The 19,790-nt window shown below is 54.8% G+C and carries 15 protein-coding genes and 1 pseudogene; 11 read left to right on the top strand and 5 right to left on the bottom strand.

Annotated features, from left to right (window positions below):
- Positions 1–3: 3 nt before the first annotated feature.
- The gene (locus tag ABWP27_RS03175) at positions 4–597 is read right to left on the bottom strand and encodes a DUF938 domain-containing protein (protein ID WP_353153314.1); all 594 of its coding nucleotides are present in this window, start codon (positions 595–597) and stop codon (positions 4–6) included.
- Entirely contained in the window at positions 594–920 is a 327-nt protein-coding gene (locus ABWP27_RS03170) for a GIY-YIG nuclease family protein (protein WP_353153312.1), read from the bottom strand. The genes ABWP27_RS03175 and ABWP27_RS03170 overlap by 4 nt, the downstream gene beginning before the upstream one ends.
- A gap of 164 nt (positions 921–1,084) precedes the next feature.
- On the opposite strand from ABWP27_RS03170, the gene ABWP27_RS03165 reads away from it, so the two are divergent.
- Entirely contained in the window at positions 1,085–1,873 is a 789-nt protein-coding gene (locus ABWP27_RS03165; RefSeq protein ID WP_353153310.1) for a cytochrome c, read from the top strand.
- Between the two features lie 40 nt (positions 1,874–1,913).
- On the opposite strand, the gene ABWP27_RS03160 is transcribed toward ABWP27_RS03165, so the two are convergent.
- On the bottom strand, positions 1,914–2,795 hold the full coding sequence (locus ABWP27_RS03160; protein WP_353153308.1) for a class I SAM-dependent methyltransferase: 882 nt from the start codon (positions 2,793–2,795) through the stop codon (positions 1,914–1,916).
- A gap of 221 nt (positions 2,796–3,016) precedes the next feature.
- On the opposite strand from ABWP27_RS03160, the gene ABWP27_RS03155 reads away from it, so the two are divergent.
- The 8 genes from ABWP27_RS03155 to ABWP27_RS03120 all read left to right on the top strand — a co-directional run bounded on the left by ABWP27_RS03155 (position 3,017) and on the right by ABWP27_RS03120 (position 15,408).
- On the top strand, positions 3,017–4,786 hold the full coding sequence (locus tag ABWP27_RS03155) for an autotransporter assembly complex protein TamA (RefSeq protein ID WP_353153306.1): 1,770 nt from the start codon (positions 3,017–3,019) through the stop codon (positions 4,784–4,786).
- Positions 4,776–8,735 (top strand): translocation/assembly module TamB domain-containing protein, encoded by a 3,960-nt coding sequence (locus tag ABWP27_RS03150; RefSeq protein WP_353153304.1) that lies wholly within the window; start codon positions 4,776–4,778, stop codon positions 8,733–8,735. The genes ABWP27_RS03155 and ABWP27_RS03150 overlap by 11 nt, the downstream gene beginning before the upstream one ends.
- Positions 8,736–8,887: 152 nt before the next feature.
- Complete coding sequence (locus ABWP27_RS03145) at positions 8,888–10,270, top strand: NAD(P)/FAD-dependent oxidoreductase (RefSeq protein WP_353153302.1); 1,383 nt, start codon at positions 8,888–8,890, stop codon at positions 10,268–10,270.
- 407 nt (positions 10,271–10,677) lie between these two features.
- Positions 10,678–11,880, top strand: coding sequence for a cation:proton antiporter (locus ABWP27_RS03140; protein WP_353153300.1), 1,203 nt, complete (start codon positions 10,678–10,680; stop codon positions 11,878–11,880).
- Between the two features lie 15 nt (positions 11,881–11,895).
- Positions 11,896–13,008: a YbdK family carboxylate-amine ligase gene (locus ABWP27_RS03135; RefSeq protein ID WP_353153298.1), complete on the top strand. Its 1,113-nt coding sequence runs from the start codon at positions 11,896–11,898 to the stop codon at positions 13,006–13,008.
- Positions 13,009–13,152: 144 nt separating this feature from the next.
- Complete coding sequence (locus ABWP27_RS03130; RefSeq protein ID WP_353153296.1) at positions 13,153–14,244, top strand: sigma-54 interaction domain-containing protein; 1,092 nt, start codon at positions 13,153–13,155, stop codon at positions 14,242–14,244.
- A 27-nt stretch (positions 14,245–14,271) separates the two neighbouring features.
- Positions 14,272–14,904 (top strand): response regulator, encoded by a 633-nt coding sequence (locus ABWP27_RS03125; RefSeq protein ID WP_353153294.1) that lies wholly within the window; start codon positions 14,272–14,274, stop codon positions 14,902–14,904.
- Positions 14,905–15,033: 129 nt separating this feature from the next.
- Complete coding sequence (locus ABWP27_RS03120; protein ID WP_353153292.1) at positions 15,034–15,408, top strand: response regulator; 375 nt, start codon at positions 15,034–15,036, stop codon at positions 15,406–15,408.
- A 67-nt stretch (positions 15,409–15,475) separates the two neighbouring features.
- Here the strand turns inward: ABWP27_RS03120 and ABWP27_RS03115 are convergent, their stop codons facing one another.
- Positions 15,476–17,491 (bottom strand): PAS domain-containing sensor histidine kinase, encoded by a 2,016-nt coding sequence (locus ABWP27_RS03115; protein WP_353153290.1) that lies wholly within the window; start codon positions 17,489–17,491, stop codon positions 15,476–15,478.
- A gap of 932 nt (positions 17,492–18,423) precedes the next feature.
- Here ABWP27_RS03115 and ABWP27_RS03110 point away from each other — a divergent pair.
- Together ABWP27_RS03110 and ABWP27_RS03105 are read left to right on the top strand one after the other, a co-directional pair.
- The gene (locus ABWP27_RS03110; protein ID WP_353153288.1) at positions 18,424–18,642 is read left to right on the top strand and encodes a CsbD family protein; all 219 of its coding nucleotides are present in this window, start codon (positions 18,424–18,426) and stop codon (positions 18,640–18,642) included.
- A gap of 67 nt (positions 18,643–18,709) precedes the next feature.
- Positions 18,710–19,246: a hypothetical protein gene (locus ABWP27_RS03105; RefSeq protein WP_353153286.1), complete on the top strand. Its 537-nt coding sequence runs from the start codon at positions 18,710–18,712 to the stop codon at positions 19,244–19,246.
- A gap of 158 nt (positions 19,247–19,404) precedes the next feature.
- Here the strand turns inward: ABWP27_RS03105 and ABWP27_RS03100 are convergent.
- Positions 19,405–19,790: pseudogene (locus ABWP27_RS03100) on the bottom strand (class II fumarate hydratase); the annotation flags it as partial.

Below are 19,790 nucleotides of genomic sequence, written 5' to 3'. Positions count from 1 at the left end.
GCATCAGATGCGCTGCCACACCAGCAGGCGATTATTGGCAGGCATTGCATGATCTGCATGCATGACGAAGCCATGCTCTTGCGCCAGCGACTGCATGGCTTCGATATCGCGTATGCCCATATGCGCCGCTTGTGCGCGCAAGGAGGCATCGAACTGCGCATTGCCGGGGCTGGTAAATTTGCCTGCGTAATTGAAGGGACCATAGACGCATAATTTTCCGCCCGGCGGCAGAATATGCGCGGCGCCGGCGAACAGGGCCACGACCTGCGGCCACGCCATGATGTGACAGGTATTGGCTGTGAAGACGGCGTCAAAACGTTCTGCCGGCCATGCTGCATCCGTCATATCCAGCACGATAGGCGGCAACACATTCGGCAATTCCGCTTCCTGTATCCATGCCTGAATACTCGGATGATTCTGCAGTAGATCACTGGTCTGCCACATCAGTTGCGGCAACTGTGCGCCAAAGAACACCGCATGCTGGCCGGTACCGCTGCCGATTTCAAGCACGCGCGTACAAGCAGTGAGCTCGCTTTTTAATACATCGAGTATCGGTTGCCGGTTGCGCTCGCAGGCGCTGGAAAATTGCTTGCTCATTCACTTATTCTTTCAAAGGTATAGCTTCGGCTTGCGAAATCAACTGCAGCGCCGGGCAAGTGCACGCTCCACAAGCCATTGCGCTGCAGGCAGAAGCCGCGTTTTTCCGCTGCACTCAAACGCTTCATTGCATATTCGGCCTTGGAGGCAGTGGAGCGATCCGCATATTCAACGATCGCCAACAGGCGGCGCGGCGGATGCGAACGCGTGTAACGTGCGCCTTTGCCTTTTTCATGCGCGGCATAACGTGCCGCCACATCAACCGCAATGCCGGTGTAAATACTGCCGTCGCGGCATTCGAGCAAATAAAGAAACCATGTCATGGCGTCCAGTATAAAGAGCTTTTGCGATGACAGATGGCATCCTCCACCTAGCGCGCAAAACAAATTTTCCGGGAAGTTTGGCTATACTGCAGCGACCTCATCTGCAAACTCTGCGCCATATGAAAACCCTCTTCTCTCCCGCTGTCCGTGCATGCTTGCTGTGCATGTCCGCATGGCTGCTCTGTGCCGCCGACAATCCGGCGCATGCGGCAGAACCGGTGCTGCAACTGTCGTTCAGCAAACAGCAGCAGCTACTGGCGCGTGCCGATTTGCTCAGGCATCCGGATGTACGCACGATAGAAGTGCCAGCCGATTCCGCCTACAAGCAACCGATGAAATATCGCGCCCTGCCCTTGCTGTCCATCCTGCGCGATGTGCGCGACGTGGATGTGCTGCAGTTCAAGGCGGAAGATGGCTTCGTCGCCAATATTCCGACGGCATTGCTGTCCGGCGGTGCACAGCCGTGGCTCGCGATCGAAGCGGCCAATGCGCCATGGCCGCCATTGAAGGCGGGCGGACGCAGCGCCGGGCCGTTTTATCTGGTCTGGCTGGCGCCGGAAAAAAGCGGCATCACGCCTGAACTATGGCCGTACCAGATTGCGGTGATCAGCGCGGTGACGCCGCTGCAAAACCGCTATCCGCAAATTCTGCCGGCAGCCTCCATCGCAGCCGACAGTGCCGAATATCGCGGCATGCATATCTACACGATGCAGTGCGCAGCCTGCCATCAGATCAACGGCGGCGGCGATGCGAAAGTCGGGCCGGATTTGAATCTGCCTTTCAATCCAACCGAGTATTTTCAGGATAATTTTTTACGTCGATACATACGCAATCCGTCTGCAGTACGCAGCTGGCCGCAATTGACGATGCCGGCATTTTCAGAACAGGTATTGAGCGAGTCGCAGCTGGATGATTTGCTGGCTTATCTGCGTCACATGACGCAACGCAGATAATTCCCCTGATTCGATACAGAACTTGATGGTGCGCCAGTGACTACGGCTGTTCTGCTTTCGTGCCGGTAAAAAACCGTGTTTGCATTTCTTCCAGCCCCAGCGTCTGCAGCACTTCCTGCAATCTTTCACTAGGCCGCTTGCGCGGCAAGTCCTTGTAACTGGCGATGATCAATTCGTTTTTCATCGAATGTTCCCAGCCGACGAGCTCGGTCACATTGACTTGATAGCCATGCGCTTCCAGTTGCAGGCAGCGCAATACATTCGTGACCTGACTGCCGAACTCGCGCGTGTGCAAAGGATGGCGCCAGATTTCAGTCAGCGCATTCTTTGCCAGCGTCTTGCCCTTGTTCTTTTTCAGCACTGATGCAACTTCAGCCTGGCAGCACGGCACCAGCACAATGAATTTTGCCTGCTTCTGCAAGGCAAAATGAATCGCGTCGTCGGTGGCGGTATTGCATGCATGCAGGGCTGTGACGACATCGATTTTTTCCGGCAGTCTATCCGAGGTGATCGATTCGGCAACTGACAGATTCAGGAAGGACATGCCGGGGAAATCGAGTTTCTTCGCCAGCGCTTCCGATTTTTGCACCAATTCATCACGCGTTTCTATGCCGTAGATGCGCGAATTGTCCTTGCGCTCCTTGAAGAACAGATCGTACAGAATAAAGCCCAGATAGGATTTGCCGGCGCCGTGATCGGCCAGCGTGATGTCGGGATGATCGTTCTGGATTTCCTGCAGCAAGGGCTCGATGAACTGGTACAGGTGATACACCTGCTTGAGTTTGCGCCGGCTATCCTGATTCAGCTTGCCGTCGCGCGTCAGGATATGCAACTCCTTCAGCAGCTCGATCGATTGGCCGGGCCGTATTTCATGCGCCTGTGTCGTTTCTTTTTCTTTTTTATTTTCTTGCGATTTACTCATCTGCTGCTTTCATGATTCTGCTGTGCGCCCACTATAGGGATATTGCCGGCAACCGGCAAGCACGGGCCCGCACTGCGGACTCTGCCCATCGCTGCAGGCAAATGCTGATATTCTTGCATGTCCGGACAGATTCGTTGTCATACTCTGGCGCTTGCCCGAAACGGTATGACTGTCTTGCCATGGCGATGTCGCCGCTTATTTCCGAACTTGCCTACACTATTGTGCTGAGACGACTTATTTTCCACCCAAGCCTGGTCTGGCAATCCGCATTGTGCGCCCTTCTGTTTGCATTTTTCCTGCCGCTGCAGGTGCAGGCTGCGCCCCAGTATGCGGTGGCCATCAATGGCGCGGGAAGTCTCACCTCCTTGCTGACCGACAATCTGGAAATCACCCGACGTCTGTCTGCCGATGACATGAACGCAGATGAAGTGCAGCGCCTGGTCGATATTGCGCCGGAACAGATACGCTCGCTACTGGCGACCGAAGGTTATTTCTCTCCGGTCATTACCCAGGAATTTGATCAGCAGACGACACCGTGGCAAGTGCGCTTCACTATCGTACCGGGCGCATCGACTACGATCGGCTCGGTAGAAATCGTTTTCAGCGGCGATGTCATGCAAAAAAATCCGCAACGAACAGAACGCCTGCGCCGGCAATGGAGTCTGGCGGCCGGCGACGTGTTTCGGCAAAAAGCATGGGACGAAGCCAAAAGTACTTTGCTGAAAGCGCTGCTGGTCAGGGACTATCCGGCAGCATCCATCACGCACAGCGAGGCGCGCATAGATCCCGCTACCAATAGCGCTGCGTTGACGCTGGCAGTCGATTCGGGCCCTGCCTTTACCTTTGGCGCATTGCAGATCGAAGGCTTGCAGCGCTATGCGCGCAGCATGATAGACGAATTGAATCCGATCCGGCCGGGTGACCCGTATTCGCAGGAAAAACTCAACGAACTGCAGGCACGCGTGCAGGACACCGGCTATTTCCGCTCCGCCTTTGCAACCGTCGATATCGATCCTGCGCAGCCGAATAATGTACCGATCCGCCTCGACCTGAATGAAAACGAACGCAAGCGCCTGTCGCTGGGCCTGGGTTTCTCGACCGACTCCGGTGCCAGAGGGCAGATCAAATGGCTGAACCGGAATTTTCTCGGTCACGATTGGCGACTGGAATCGCAAATGCGAGTCGACCGGGATACGCGACTACTGGGTTCGGATGTCTATCTGCCGGCGATCAGCAATGGCTGGCACCCAAGTCTGGGAGCGCATTACGAATACACGGACAATTCGGGTGAGATCAATAATAAAATTCTGACCGGCGCCCGCCTGACCAGTCCGGACAAGAACGATGAAAAAGTCTGGGCACTTACCTTCCTCGCGGATCAGCAGCGCATAGGCGATGTCTATGCTGCCAATCGCGAAGCACTGATCGGTTCCTTCAGCTACACCCGCCGCCGCATCGACAATCTGATCGCGCCGCGGCGCGGCGGCTATGTGGCATCGATAGAATTGAGCGCAGGCCCGGCAGGACTCGTCAACAAGAAAAGCCTGGCGCGCGTGGTCGGCCGCGCCAGCTGGCTGTCGCGCAACCATGATGGTTTTCAAGCCGTGCTGCGCGGCCAGGTCGGCCAGGTATTCGGCGCCAACCGCGATACGGTACCGGGCGATTTGCTGTTTCGCACCGGCGGCGATCAAACCGTACGCGGCTATGGTTACAACAGTTTGGGTGTGGCGCAAAACGGTGCCATCGTCGGCGGCACGGTCTCCGCAGTCGTCAGCGCCGAACTCGTCTATTACTTCACGCCACAATGGGGCGCTGCCATGTTTACCGATGCCGGCAATGCCGCCGATACCTGGAACAACTTTCGTTTGAAACAGGGCAGCGGCGTCGGCGCGCGCTGGCGCAGTCCGATCGGCCCGATCAATCTCGATCTCGCTTACGGTCACGAAACACACGAAGCGCGCATACATTTTTCTATCGGTTATGGCTTCTAATACTCCCGACCATGCACCTGCCGGCTTGCTCAAGCGCACACGACGTGTATGGCTGCCGCTACTCGCCGCCATCGCTATTACGATAGGTGCCGGCCTGGCATGGCTGCTCAATAGCGAACGCGGTGCACAGTTCGCCCTGTCGACTGCAGCCTCGTTGTCAAACGGCGTGCTGCAAACCAAAGATGTCAGCGGACACTTGAACGGCTCGCTGCACATAGCGCAACTCGGCATCCAGCTGGAAAACCAGAAAATCGTGCTCGACGATATACAACTGGACACGCAGCTGGCAAAACTGCTGACAGGAAAACTGCATGTCACCGCACTGCAAATCGGCAAACTCGCCATCGTCAACAAGATCGATCAGGTCAAGGAGCCGGCCAAGCTGCCGGACAGCATCTCGCTGCCGCTGCATCTGCAGATCGACAAGGTAAAAGTCCGGGGCGGCGAAATCGGCTGGGGGCCGCTGAATGTGGTCACGCTGGGCGCCTTTTCTTTCGATCTTGATTTTGACGGCAAACGCTATGTCTTGAATCTGGATCAACTCAGCGCGCGCGGCACTGCAAATGCCGCTGCCTTCGATGGAAATTTCCAGGGTCAGGCCACACTTGCAACGAGCAAACCATATGCATTGCAGGCGACGATTTCCAGCTATAGCGAAGCGCGCATCGACAATCGCAATATCGGCGCCAACGGACAACTCGACCTGCGCGGCTCGCTGCAGGAACTCGCTGCCGCCATCAATCTGCAGATCGGTCAGGCGACGGTAAAAGGACAAGCCATTCTGCGTCCGTTTGCCGAACAGTTACTGGGCGCTACCGACCTGACGGCACAAGCGCTCGATCTGGCTGTATTGAGTACAGATTTGCCGCAGACCGCGCTGCATATCCAGTTAAGTGCAGCGGAAAACGGCAGCGGCAATTTGACGATGGAAAATACTGCCGCCGGTTTGCTGAACGACGCGCGCCTGCCGCTCAGGAAACTGCAAATCGATTTCGCGCAAAACGACGAACAATTCAGTTTCAGCCATATCCTCGCCGAATTCGGCAACACGAATAAAAGCGCCGGCAAGATTGAAGGCAATGGGCGTTACGCCAAGGGCGCACTCGCCTTGAACTTGCAAACCGATGCACTCGATGTAAAAAAACTGGATAGCCGCATGCGCGCAAGCAGGCTCAGCGGCAGCCTCGACATGCATCATGCAGACGGCAAGCAGAATTTCACGCTGGCTTTGAGCGAGCCCTTGAAAAAAAACAAATTGACACTGAACGCCCAGGCTCTTATCGCCGATGAAAGTGTCTCCATCAGCAAGGCAGAACTGCGTGCGGGCAACAGTGAAGTGCTCGCGTCTGCGCACTATGGGCTGAACGGCAAACAGACCTTTGATGCCAAAGGCCTGGTGCGCAATTTCCAGTTACGCGATCTGGGCGATTTTCCGCAACTGCCTGCCTTGCACATCAATGGCGATTTTTCATTGCGCGGCGCGCGACTGCCAGCACTGGAAGCCGATATCGCATTGAACATCCGCGACAGCCAGCTCGCCGGCCGGCCATTGAGCGGCGAAGCCCAGGCCAAATTACACGGCGATACACTGCAGGTGTCAAAACTGTTATTGAACGCCGGCGACAATCGTCTGACCGCACAAGGCAAGCTGGCAGATGACAATGCCAGCGTCGTGTTTGCATTGCATGCACCGGCACTCGCGCAGCTCGGCAGCGGTTTTGGCGGTGCGGTGCAGATCGATGGCGAGATCCGCGGCAAGGTGCAGCAGCCACGCATCGTCGCCACGTGGCAAGGTAAACAAATCCGCCTGCCCGGGCCGGTGCAGATAGACGGCACAGAAGGCAAGGCAGATGTTGCTCTCAACCTGGACGCAAACCGCAGTCCATCTCTGATCAACAGCGCCAATATCCGTGCCACTGCACACGGCATCAATGCGGACGGAGAACGCATTGCCAACTTGAGTGCGCAAACGCAATTTGCATTGCCCGCCAACGCGCCTGTCGCTATAACCGTACGTGCCGACGGCATCACCGGCCCGCGTCTGCGGGCAGAAAGTTTCAAGCTGGATGTCAGCGGCAGCACAAGCCAGCATGCCCTGAGCGCCACGCTGCTTGAACGCGAGCAAAACTGGCGGCTGACTGCCAGCGGCGGCTTGCAGACAACGAAGCACGAGCTGCGCTGGCAAGGCGCCATCAACACGCTGGACGCAAGCGGCAAACTTGCAGCAAAACTGGCTGCGCCTGCCCCGCTGCTGCTATCGCAAAAACTGATACAGCTCGATCGCTTCCAGCTCAACAGCGACCACGCGCGTATCACGATGGAACAGTTCATCCGCAATGAGCGCGGCATCGCGACACGCGGCAAGTTCGAGCATGTACAGATCGCGTCTTTGCTGCAGTCTCTGCAAGCGGCACCAGCCATCGCCGGCGATCTGAAACTGGCCGGCGAATGGAATCTGAGTTTGTACGATCAGGCGGACGGCACCTTCAGCGTACGGCGCGAAAGCGGCGATATCGTGATGCGCAACAATGCTGCCATCGCACTGGGCTTGAATACCCTGAACGCAACTGTAAACGCAAACAAGGGACGCATTGCCGCAAGACTACTGGTCGATGGCAGGCAAAGCGGACAGATAGACGTCAGCCTCAACACCAGCATGGGCGGTGCTACGCGATTTTCCATCGCACCGAATGCTCCGCTGTCCGGCCGTTTGCGCATCAATACGCCTATGCTGGGATGGCTGGGACCGATGATTTCTCCCACCCTGATGACCGAGGGCAGCTTGCAAGGCGATGTCGCGCTGGCAGGCACGTTCGCGCAACCGCAACTCACCGGGCCTGTCAACGCCGACAAATTGCGTCTGCGTTTTACCGACACCGGCATCGATCTGAAGCAAGGCACGCTGCGCAGCGAATTCCGGAACGACCAACTCCTCATCAGCAATCTCAGCTTTCAAAACGAAGGCAGTCTGACGATTTCCGGCCCGCTCAGCCTGGTGCGCGAACAACTGGCACTGGAGCTTGCCATCAAGGTCGAGCATTACAAGCTGATCGATCGCTCCGATCGCAAGCTGGTCATCAGCGGCAACAGCGTGGTCGGCTGGCGTGAGGGCAGTGCGAAGGCGAATGGCAAATTCGAAGTCAATTCCGGTTTCGTCGATATCAGCGCCAGCGATGCGCCCGCCCTGTCGGATGATGTCGTGATTGTCGGCCGCGGCGACAGCCAGGGCAAGAAGGCCGTCATCGCGCTCGATATTGAAATCGGGCTCGGCGACGGCATCCGCTTGCGCGGGCGCGGCATAGACGCGCTGCTGCTCGGTCAATTGCATCTGCTCGCCGGCGCCGGTGACAACTTGCGTGCGCAAGGCAACTTGCGCGTCGCATCCGGCACATTCAAGGCTTACGGGCGTGAACTGGCGATAGAACAAGGCTTGCTGCGTTTCAGCGGCCCGCTGAATAATCCTGCTCTCGATATTCTGGCGATGCGGCGCGGACAGGAAGTCGAAGCCGGCGTCTCGGTGCGCGGCACGGTACTGTCGCCCCGCATTACGCTGGTATCCGAGCCGACCGTGCCGGATGCTGAAAAACTGTCATGGCTGGTGCTGGGGCGCGGCTTGTCCGGCACCACGGATAGCGATCTCGGCGCGCTGCAAAGCGCCGCCAGCTCACTGCTGACGCAAGGAGCAGCAGGGGGGCTGCAATCGCAAATCGCCACCGCATTCGGGCTCGACGATTTCAGCATAGGCAGCAGCGATACCAATCTGCAGGAACGCATCGTCATGCTTGGCAAGCAAATATCATCCAAACTCTATGTCAGCTACAAACAGGGACTGGAAAGCGCCAGCAGCGTGCTGTTGCTGCGCTACACGCTGACGCCGCGCATCACGCTGGAAGGCGAAGCCGGCACCAGTAGCGCACTCTCGCTGTTTTACAATTTTGCCTTCGACTGAATTTGAAAAATCGCAATTGAAACGAATCGAAACTGTTGCAATGCGATAAATATGCTTTATGCTTGTTTCATCGCATCAACAAGGCCCGGATCGCATGCGATCCCGCCCCGCAGTTTGCAAAGAATTTCAAACAGCATTGGGGAGTTTCATTCATGACTAACAGCGACATTGAGGGAAGTGCAAACACGGCTACCACGCAGCAACGATCCAACACTCACAACTCGCCGCATCGCATCGTCATCGTAGGCGGTGGCGCCGGCGGACTCGAACTGGCCACTGCGCTCGGCAACAAGCTGGTCAAAAGCGGCAGGATCAGCGTCGTGCTGGTCGATCGTTCATCGACGCATATATGGAAACCCCTGCTGCACGAAGTCGCAGCCGGCAGCATGGATGCCAACACGCACCAACTCGAATACGCTGCACAGGCGCGCTGGCATCGTTTCGTGTTCCAGCAAGGCGAACTCAAGGGACTGGATCGCACACGCAAGACCATTTCCATCGCCAGCCTGGCGGATGAAGATGGTGTTGAGCTGCTGCCGGAACGCGAGCTTAGCTACGACACGTTGATACTTGCAATCGGCAGCGTCACCAATTTCTTCAACGTACCGGGCGCGGCAGAACATGCGATCGCGGTCGATACATTGAGCGAGGCCGAGCATTTCCGCCGGCGCATGATAGGCATGTGCATGCGCGCTGAACACGCGATCGACACGCATGCAGGACAGGAACATCCGAAGCTCAATATCGCCATCATCGGCGCCGGTGCAACCGGGGTCGAACTATCGGCAGAATTACGCAATACGGCAGAAGTGCTGGGCGCCTACGGCCTGCATCAGCTCGATCCGCGGCACGATATCCGCATCACGGTAGTCGAGGCTGGAGCGCGCATTCTGTCCGGCCTGCCGGAGCCCGTTTCCGTCAAGACGACCGCGCTGCTGAACAAACTGGGAATAGATGTACTGACCGATGCAAAAGTATCGGAAGTACGAAAGGATGCCGTGCTGTTCGCGAATGGCGGCAGCATTCCTGCCGATCTGACAGTATGGGCAGCCGGCATACGCGCACCGGCAATACTCGGCGAGCTCGGCCTGGCGGTCAACCGGCTCGGCCAGATCGTTGTCCTACCAACACTGCAAAGCGAAACCGATCCCGACATCTTTGCCTTCGGCGATTGCGCCGCCTGTCCGTGGCCGGAAAAAAACAGCACGATTCCGCCGCGTGCCCAGGCTGCGCATCAGCAGGCTGATTTTTTGTTTAATGCCATCAAGAAACGGCTTGCCCAGCAGCCTTTGCCGGCGTTTGAATATCGCGACCTTGGTTCGCTGGTGTCGCTGGGCCGTTTCGATGCGGTCGGCAATCTGATGGGGCCGCTGATCGGCAGCACGCTATTCATCGAGGGCATCATGGCGCGCATGTTGTATCTGTCTCTGTATCGCATGCATCTGATGGCGCTGCACGGCCTGATACGCACGATTGCCGATACGCTGGGGCACTGGTTGCATCGTAAAACATCGCCACGCGTGAAATTGCATTAAACGCATCAATCAGCCGCGCAGCCAGGGAGGGCGATAAATTCCTCTATAATCTGCGCGGCTTCATGGCTTTATCCAATCAGGTCCTGTAAAAAGTACGCGACTTCTTTCTATAACTGCTGCTACACTTTCCGCAGTCAAAATTTATAAAACGGTATCTCCGTTAATTAACACACTGTCTTGTCACCGCATCGCCGGATGATGCATACATGTATCACGGCACTGCAAAACCGGATGACACTTGCAATACAGCATGTGAGCCGTCCGGGAAAATCCGCGAATCAAGCTGAGCTTCCCGTCTTCCGGTCGCCATGCTGTACTGCCAACAACATTGACAGGACGGTTTGCCGCAACAATATGCGCCCTTCAACTCGCTTGAAGCGCTTGATCTTTAATTTTCCGGGAACAACATGACATCACATAGTTTTTTTCCGACCCTGCCACATGCATTGAATGTACTGACCGCAACCGGCGTACTGCTGATTGCCGGCGTGCTGGGTGCACACTTATTGCGCCGCGTATTTCCGCAGGTGCCTGCAATCACCGGTTATGTATTGACCGGTTTGCTGATCGGCCCCTCTGCACTCAACCTGATCGATACAGCGCTATTGAGCGAAATCGGCTTGCTGGTCGATCTTGCACTGGGACTGGTGCTGTTTGAACTCGGGCGCCGTGTCGATTACAAATGGCTGCTGCGTGAACGTGGCTTGCTCATTACCGGCGTCGCATTGAGCATCACAACCTTCATCGCATTGTTCATCTTGCTGACGCAATTCGGCGTCACCAAACTGGTTGCCAGCATGGTGGCTGCACTGGGCATGGCGACTTCACCCGCCGTGATTCTGAATGTGGTGCGCGAAGTCAAGGCGGAAGGTCAATTGACCGAACGCATGCTGAATATTGTCGTCATCGGCAATGCGCTGGCCTTTGTGGTTTTTTCCATGGGTCTGGCTGCAGTCCATGTCGAATATGAAGCAGGCTGGGAAAGCTACATCCTGCATCCGCTGTATCTATTGCTGGGCTCGGCAGCATTGGGCTGGATTATCAGCCGCCTGCTGGTATGGATAGGCCAATGGCTGGGGCGCGACTGTCAGGCGCAATTGATCCTGGTGCTGGCACTGATCGCCAGCACGGTCGGCATTGCCGTGATGCTGAACCTGTCTGCGCTGATTGCGTTGCTGGTCTTCGGCATCGCCAGCCGCAGCTACGATGCGCGTCATGCGATCGTCGAACCTGATCTGAGCCAGTTCAGCGGATTATTTTATGTCGCGCTGTTCGTGTTTGCCGGCGCCAAGCTGGAGCTGTCACATTTACTCACGCTATGGCCGGCCGCACTCGCTTTCATCGCCTTGCGCCTGCTCATCGCGATGGCGATGACTACCGGCATGGCGCGGCTGAATGGTGTAACCCTGCGCAAAGGTGCCCTGCTCGGCCTGGGTCTGGTGCCGCTGTCCGGCTTCAACATCATCATGGTGCAACATGCGGTAGGCTACTATCCGCAGTTCGGTGCGCAACTCAGCGCACTGGTGGTATCGATACTCGTCATTCTGGAATTATTAGGCCCGATCTGCACCCGCTATGCACTGGTGGCTTCAGGCGAAGCAAAAAGCTGATCAAGGAAAATCTTTATGCTGGAATTCAACAACTCGACGCCGCTGACCATGGGCGTGGAACTGGAACTGCAAATCGTCAATCGGCGCGACTACAATCTGACGCGCGGTTCCGACGATCTGCTGCAAATCATCAACAAGACCGAACACGGCTACGACATCAAGCCGGAAATCACCGAGAGCATGATAGAGATTGCCACCGCCGTGCATACCGACCATGTCGAAATGCTGGCGGAATTGACGGCCATGCGCACCTTGCTGGTAACCGCCGCCAACAAGCTCAATCTCGGTCTGGCAGGTGGCGGCGCGCATCCGTTCCAGCACTGGGAAGATCAGCGGATTTATCCAACCGACCGCTATCGTCTGGTATCCGAACTGTACGGCTATCTGGCCAAGCAATTCACCGTGTACGGCCAGCATATTCATATCGGTTGTGCCAGCGGCGATGATGCCATCCGGCTGGCACACCTGCTGGCGCGCCATATGCCTCATTTCATCGCGTTATCGGCATCATCGCCCTTCTACCAGGGTGTGGACACCAGCTTCCAATCCTCGCGCCTGACCAGCATCAATGCCTTTCCGCTCAGCGGCACCATGCCTTTCGTCAGCGATTGGGATGAGTTCAACGCTTACTTTATCAAGATGTCGCATCTGGGCATTGTCGCCAGCATGAAAGACTTTTATTGGGATATACGTCCGAAACCGGAATACGGTACGGTCGAAATCCGCGTCTGCGATACGCCGCTGGCAATCGAGACTGCGGTCGCATTGGGCGCCTACGCACAAACCCTGAGCAAATACTACTTTGCGCAGACAGAGCTGCAGCCGACGCAGGATACCTACCTGACTTATTCCTACAATCGCTTCCAGGCTTGCCGTTTTGGCTTGAATGGCGCACTGATCAATCCGATCACCGGCACGCAATCGTCGATCAAGGACGATATTCTGCAAACCTTTGAATTGCTGAAAGATGTCGCCGAAGAATTAGGCACCACTGACGCCATTGAATTGCTGCGCCAGCGTGTGCTATCGGGCCAATCGGATGCCGACTGGTTACGCGCAAGCTATGAAAAAAGCGGTTCGCTGAGCGATGCAGTACGTCAGCAAAGCGCCGTATGGATGGCCGCTTGAAACTGCATTCCACCTGATACTTCTCCTCTGCCGTGTAAGCGCAATCCCACAACAGAATCGGAAAACCACCGATTCTGAAAGTTTTTCAATCCGGGCACAATCCATCCTGTAAAACTTGCATCACAGTTCACAGAGGAGAAACCAATGTCGGATGGATTGAGCGTATGCGGCAATGCCACCACACCGGGTGCAAAGGCGGTATCCGAATTGCAGGAAGCAAATTCCCTGCTCAACAAAGTCGATCATTGCGGCGATCTCTACGGCACATCCGAACCCATGCGCCATTTGTTCCAGATGATAGAGAAGGTTGCTCCGACCAGCGCCAATGTCCTGATCGTCGGCGAAAGCGGTACCGGCAAAGAGCTGGTCGCCCGCGTCATCCATCAAATGAGCCAGGCGAAAGACAAGGCGTTTGTCGCGTTGAACTGCGGCGCCGTATCGCCGCAATTGATAGAAGCAGAATTGTTCGGCTACGAACGCGGCAGCTTTACCGGCTCCATACGCATGCAAAAAGGCTGTTTTGAGCGCGCCGATGGCGGTACGCTATTCCTCGATGAAGTCACCGAGATGTCGCTCGACATGCAAGTCAAGCTGCTGCGCGTGCTGGAAACCAATCGCTTCTATCGCATCGGCGCCGAGCAGGAAACCGAAGTCAAGGTACGCGTCGTTGCCGCGACCAATCGCGATCCGCTCGAAGCGGTAGCCAACGGCACGTTGCGCAGCGATCTCTTCTATCGCCTCGCAGTGTTTCCGATCAACGTGCCCACCCTGCATCAACGCGGCGAAGATATACGTCTGCTCGCCACACTCTTTCTCGATGAACTCAATGCGGAAGCAGGCAGCAACAAGTATTTTTCAAAAACCTCGTATCGCATGCTCAATGAATACAGCTGGCCTGGCAATGTGCGCGAATTGAAAAATGTTGTGCATCGCGCCTACATTCTTGCCGACCGGGAACTGGACATCCGGCCCGGAATGGATCTGAGCAAAACCGGCGCCAGCGATCATGCCGGCGAATGCGTCACCGTACAGCTCGGCAGCAAGCTGGCCGATGCAGAGCAGCGCCTGATTTGCGCTACGCTGGGCCACTGTGGCGGGAATAAAACGCTGACTGCAGAGATGCTGGGAGTGAGTCTTAAAACGCTTTACAATCGTCTTAACGAATATCAGAGCAAGCTGTTTCTGCACGATGCCATCAGCCCTTCGCATCCATACAATATACAAGCTCGCAATTAGCGTTCGCAGGAGGAACGCTCATTCATCATGATAAAAATTCTGGTAGTTGACGATCATGCAGTTGTTCGCGCCGGCGTGCAGTATTTCATCGCCCAGGTGCCGGACATGTGCATCGAAGGCGAAGCCGCCACGGCGCAGGAAGCCATGCGCCTGGTGCGGGCCCAGGATTGGGATATCGTTTTGCTCGATATCAATATGCCGGATAAAAGCGGCGTCGAAGTATTGAAACAGATCAAGCGTGAAAAACCGGAACTGCCGGTACTGATCCTGAGCATGCATCCGGAGAGTCGCTATGCAGTGCAGATTCTGCGCAGCGGCGCCAGCGGCTATGTGCAGAAGGAAGCATTGGCGGAAGAACTGGTGACGGCGATTCAAACCATTTTGCGCGGCCATAAATACATCAGTCATGCGGTAGCGGAATTACTGACCACAGAAGTCGATGCCAATGCCGACAAACCGCTGCATGAAACCCTGTCCAAACGCGAGTACGAGATTTTCTACAAATTATGTCAGGGCCATGGCGTGACCAAGATCGCCGATGAGCTCTGCCTCAGTGTGAAAACAGTCAGCACCTATCGGGCCCGTGTTTTGCAAAAAATGAACATGGAAAATAATGCAGGGATCATTTATTACGCCATCAAACAAAATTTGATTGATTAGATCGAATACTGTTAATGAGATGGTTTTTTGTCCGGGTTGCCAGCTGCTGGCTGTATATATGGTTCAAATATGAATGAAACGAAGAAAATTTCGGTAGATTCGAGCTGCAATCCTCTACATATTTTTTTGGTGGAAGATTCGCTCGATGTACGGGAGTTGATGATAGAGAATCTGGCGATGATTCCCGGCGTCGTGGTCAGCGGCGTATCGGAATCGGAAAACGATGCATTGACGCAGCTGGACATGAAGTCCTACGACATTCTTATTGTTGATATACAGCTCAAGAAAGGCAATGGCATCAATCTGTTGCGCCAGTTATCGGAACGCAGAACAGCCGATCTGGTGAAAATCATCTGCAGCAACAATTCGACGGAAGTGTTTCGTCGCGTCGGCCGCCAATACGGCGTCGATCATTTTTTCGACAAGACTTCAGAGTTTCCGCAATTATTCGATCTGGTAAGGGATTTGAGCAGCGCCAATTACGAATACCAGGAAAATCCCTGAACGCTGCCTAGTGCAGCAAAAAGACATTCAATCCGGCATCCGGACAACCATGGATGCCGGCATGCGGCTAACGGCTCTCCCCCATCGCGGCGTCTGACGCCTCTCCGAGATTTTGCACTGTCTTCGGAATGGTAATCACAATCGTCGTTCCCTTTCCTTCCGCTCCGCCGACCCTGACTGTGCCACCCAGATAAGCCACCCGTTCGCGCATGCCGCGCAAACCGTGCGTGACCATATTGTTCGGCCTGGTCTGCGGAATGCCGATTCCATTGTCGCGCACCGTGAGAACGATTTCATCATCGGTATCGTCCAGCACCACATCGACATGCGTCGCCTTGGCATGCTTGGCGATATTGTTCAAGGCTTCCTGCACGATCCTGAACAATGCAATATCGACGTGTGCGGCATATGCCAGCTGGTCGTCCGGCAAATTCACATTGCAGACCACTCCGGTATATTTCTCGAATTCCGCCGCCTGCTCGGCAATCGCAATCTTGATGCCGAATACATCCAGCTTGTCCGGCCGCAAGCCATTCTGGATACGTCGCGTTGCATCGGTAATCGAACTCAACAAAGCCTTGATCTTGACTGAACGTTCAGTAAATTTTGGTTCCGCCGGCATCTGCTGGAAGATCAGGGAAAGATGCATGTTCAAGGCCGTCAGGGCAGCGCCCAGATCGTCGTGCAACTCGCGTGCAATCGCGCGTTTTTCTTCTTCCCGCGTAGTCTCCAGATGACCGATCAATTCACTGACTTCCATCGTACGTGCCGCCACCAGCGCTTCAAGTTGCGTTTCATGTGCCTTCAGTGCGTCTTCCATGCGCTTGCGCTCGGTAATATCGGTACTGATGCCGACCAGGCCCATCAACTGACCGTTAGCATCCAGCCACGGCGCCTTGGTCGAATGCATGGTGCGTACGCCATGCACGTATTTTGTCGTGGTTTCAAATATTCTGGCTTCGCCGCTCTCTATCACGCTCCGGTCTTCTGCGATGACGCGTTCTGCATCTTTTTTGTCCAGATAGAGTTCCTCGCTGCGCAAACCGATGACTTCTTCGCGCTCCTTGCCAAGCAGACGCAGTTTGGCGGGATTGGCAAATATCATGCGTCCATTACGGTCTTTGACAAAAATGGCATCCGGCGTGTTGTCGCTGACCGCACGCAGCAAGGCATTGCTTTCCGCCAGTGCAGCTTCACCGATCTGACGATCTTCGTATTCGCGATTCAGCAGCGCAGCAGTGCGGCAAAACATGATGAACAAAACCGTACCGCTGAGCAGTATCAATAGCGGCGAAGCCTTGTCCTGATCGTAAAAATGATTTCTCACGCCCCATTTGATTGCAAAGTCGAGGAATACCAGCAACAGCAGGCTGTTAGGCAGCAGGCGGCGCAGAATCGGTCCGCCAGGCGACGTACTGTTCCATAACTTCATCAGCCGATGTGTGGGGCGTGCAGACAGCATGCCCAGCGCCAGAATCAGGAAGGTGACGGAAATGAAGGGCAACATCGCGCGGGCAGCATCCGCTACATCGACCGTCATCACGTTGTACAAGTGACCAATCAGGGGAATACCCATCACGCCAATCAGCGTGAAAGCCACGTATTCGGCAGGATAGTGGCCACCGGAAGTACGATAGTCCAGCAGCAACAGGCCCGCACCAACCAGCGTAAATCCGAATGCCGTGAGTGGCGCCTGCTTGATCCATGAATTCTCCATCCAGCCCATTTTTGCAAACAGATATTCCAGGCCGGTATCGATACCGAAAAAATATCGCAGCAATGCCGACACGCCGACCCAGGCCACAAGCAGCGCCAGCACAGAAGCCAGTATCGTTACCATCGTTCTGGCCATTCCGTGCCTGATATGCAGGGAGCGCAATGCCAGCGCACATCCGGTCACGATGAAAATCATTCCCACAGGCCTGCGTATCGGCAGCAGATCCTGGAGCCGGTAATTCAGTAGCCAGAAATCCTGCGATGCGTTGTAAATGGCAAAAGCGCCGACGGCAGTAATGAACAGGGCCGAAAGAAAAGGCGCAGGCAAGATCGTGAAGGACTTGCGATATCCGGCCGATTGGAACATGAATTTACTCCGCTGCGAATGAGGTAATAGATGATGTTGAAAAACGGCACTGAAAAACGATGCTGAAAAAATCGATTCAGTGCTCAGAACCGCATAGTCGGCCTGCATTGCATATTGCAATACGGCGCTTGTTTCCGTATCAAATGCCGTGTGAAATTCAGTGAAAAATGTGCGCCAGCTGAATCATGCAGGCAACCATGCTTCGCGACAAATGCAGACCCTGCGAGCCTGCCTGAAATATTGTTCTCTGTTCAAGTGAAGGATAGCAGTATCCATGAGGAGTGAAAACGCTTTCCCTCAATAAACAAAATTCAATGTTTTTTTATTCTGGAATGCTGCATGCCGAAAAAGGCATAGCGAAGAAAATATGCACTTGCAGTTTTTTGTTATCTGAAAAATCAGCCCGACTGTTTTAGAAATCGTCTTTGCTGAAGTCCATTTAAAAAATCAGATAAATCAGTATCAGGACGACTACCGGCACACCCAAAAGCCAAGCAAGAAAATACTTACCCATGATATGCCTCATCGAAAATATTATTAAGAACGAGAAAGCTGTCATGCAGTGCAGCGCTGCATGACGAGCAGATTGTGATGCTTCATCGGTAAAGCATCGTAACAGTCTCAAAAACCAGGACCTATAGGAAATGAGCTGATACAGGCGTAGGAAAACAAGAAGATTATCTTTATAACGCGCCATCCTCGCCGGCAACTTTCCACCACGTACACACTTCTCCCTGCTCTTCCTTCTTCCCGACAAAGCAATTCCTGCTTTCTCACATGTAGCGTTTGCAATGTACCCGGGAATATTTGCAAATAAATAAAACCGTTTTTATAAGTTGTTGATTTTTATAAGCTAAACAACTGGCCCGTGCCTTGCATGGTAAAACCCAGGCACTTTCGCCGTAACGCTGGAATTCCTTAAGGAGAATCATATGAATTGGGACGTTATCGAAGGTAACTGGAAGCAACTCAAGGGCAACGTCAAAGAACAGTGGGGCAAACTCACCGATGACCACCTCGACACAATTGCCGGCAAACGCGATCAGCTCGCCGGCAAGATCCAGCAAGCATATGGCGTCAATAAAGATGAAGCTGAAAAGCAGATCAAGGCGTTTGAAGACCGTCATCGCGACGACAAGCGCTTCTTCTAAAAACCAGAATGTGCACTACATCTCTGCGTTGCAGGATCTCATTAAAAATAAATCAAGGACATACACCATGAAAAAACCCCTTTCAATGCTCATACTCGCCACCGCCAGCCTTGGTTTCGTCGCAGTGTCGCACGCGTCGCCAGCCGAATTAAAGGCAACGTACGACGCCACCAAAAAACAGTCGGATGCCGATTACAAGGCAGCCAAGGAAGCATGCGACAGTCATAAAGGCAATGCCAAGGATGTCTGCGTAAAGGAAGCCAAGCTGGCGCACGTCAAAACCATAGCCGAAGCCGAAGTGAGCTACAAAGGCACCGACAAGGCACGTAAAAATGCGCGCATGGACATTGCCGATGCCAACTATGAACTCGCCAAGGAAAAATGCGACGACCAGACCGGCAATAACAAGGACGTCTGCGTGAAGGAAGCCAAAGCGGCAAAAACTGCAGCGGTAGCCGATGCCAAGGCAGGCAAGGAAATTTCCGAAGCACGCAAGGATGCACGTGAAGACAAGGCAGATGCCAATGTCGCTGTACAAAAAGAGAAGTGTGATGCATTGGCCGGCGCTGAGAAAACACGCTGCCTGGATGCAGTCAAAAAATAAGATGCTCGGCGCGAGCCTGCAGCCTTGTTGTCGACTGCTGCCATAAACCGCTGACATGGAAGAACGGCCCCGGCAATCGCTTGCCGGGGCCGTTTTATGTTAACTGCGCCTGTCGCTGCACGCTTACGAAATACCGCTCGCTTTATCTTGCTGTCACTTCAGGATGGACGAATCATGTCCTCCGGCTGCACCCAGCGATCGAATTCTTCGCTACTCACAAACCCCAGCGCGAGCGCCGTTTCCTTCAGGGTCGTGCCATCGTGATGCGCCTGCTTGGCAATCTGCGCCGCCTTGTCGTAACCGATATGCGGCGCCAGGGCCGTCACCAACATCAGCGACCGTCCCATCAATTCGTCTATTCGATCACGATTTGCTTTTATGCCGTGGGCGCAGTGTTCATTGAAACTATTGATACCGTCGGCCAGCAGACGCGCGCTTTGCAAAAAATTATGCGCAAGTAGCGGTTTGAAGACATTCAACTCGAAATTTCCCGATGCGCCGCCGAAGTTGAGTGCGACATCATTACCGAATACCTGACAGCACA

The organism is Herminiimonas fonticola (assembly GCF_040395855.1).
Taxonomy (GTDB): domain Bacteria; phylum Pseudomonadota; class Gammaproteobacteria; order Burkholderiales; family Burkholderiaceae_D; genus Oxalicibacterium; species Oxalicibacterium fonticola_A.
Note: the sequence above shows the minus strand (reverse complement) of the source record. Positions and strands in the feature narration are given on the sequence as shown.

Bases quoted from the DNA above. Each gene is read 5' to 3' on its own strand.
- ABWP27_RS03105 (WP_353153286.1), top strand. From the start codon at position 18,710: ATGAAAAAACCCCTTTCAATGCTCATACTCGCCACCGCCAGCCTTGGT.
- ABWP27_RS03140 (WP_353153300.1), top strand. From the start codon at position 10,678: ATGACATCACATAGTTTTTTTCCGACCCTGCCACATGCATTGAATGTA.
- ABWP27_RS03135 (WP_353153298.1), top strand. From the start codon at position 11,896: ATGCTGGAATTCAACAACTCGACGCCGCTGACCATGGGCGTGGAACTG.
- ABWP27_RS03130 (WP_353153296.1), top strand. From the start codon at position 13,153: ATGTCGGATGGATTGAGCGTATGCGGCAATGCCACCACACCGGGTGCA.
- ABWP27_RS03160 (WP_353153308.1), bottom strand. From the start codon at position 2,795: ATGAGTAAATCGCAAGAAAATAAAAAAGAAAAAGAAACGACACAGGCG.
- ABWP27_RS03175 (WP_353153314.1), bottom strand. From the start codon at position 597: ATGAGCAAGCAATTTTCCAGCGCCTGCGAGCGCAACCGGCAACCGATA.
- ABWP27_RS03115 (WP_353153290.1), bottom strand. From the start codon at position 17,491: ATGTTCCAATCGGCCGGATATCGCAAGTCCTTCACGATCTTGCCTGCG.
- ABWP27_RS03125 (WP_353153294.1), top strand. From the start codon at position 14,272: ATGATAAAAATTCTGGTAGTTGACGATCATGCAGTTGTTCGCGCCGGC.
- ABWP27_RS03150 (WP_353153304.1), top strand. From the start codon at position 4,776: ATGGCTTCTAATACTCCCGACCATGCACCTGCCGGCTTGCTCAAGCGC.
- ABWP27_RS03170 (WP_353153312.1), bottom strand. From the start codon at position 920: ATGACATGGTTTCTTTATTTGCTCGAATGCCGCGACGGCAGTATTTAC.
- ABWP27_RS03110 (WP_353153288.1), top strand. From the start codon at position 18,424: ATGAATTGGGACGTTATCGAAGGTAACTGGAAGCAACTCAAGGGCAAC.
- ABWP27_RS03165 (WP_353153310.1), top strand. From the start codon at position 1,085: ATGTCCGCATGGCTGCTCTGTGCCGCCGACAATCCGGCGCATGCGGCA.
- ABWP27_RS03145 (WP_353153302.1), top strand. From the start codon at position 8,888: ATGACTAACAGCGACATTGAGGGAAGTGCAAACACGGCTACCACGCAG.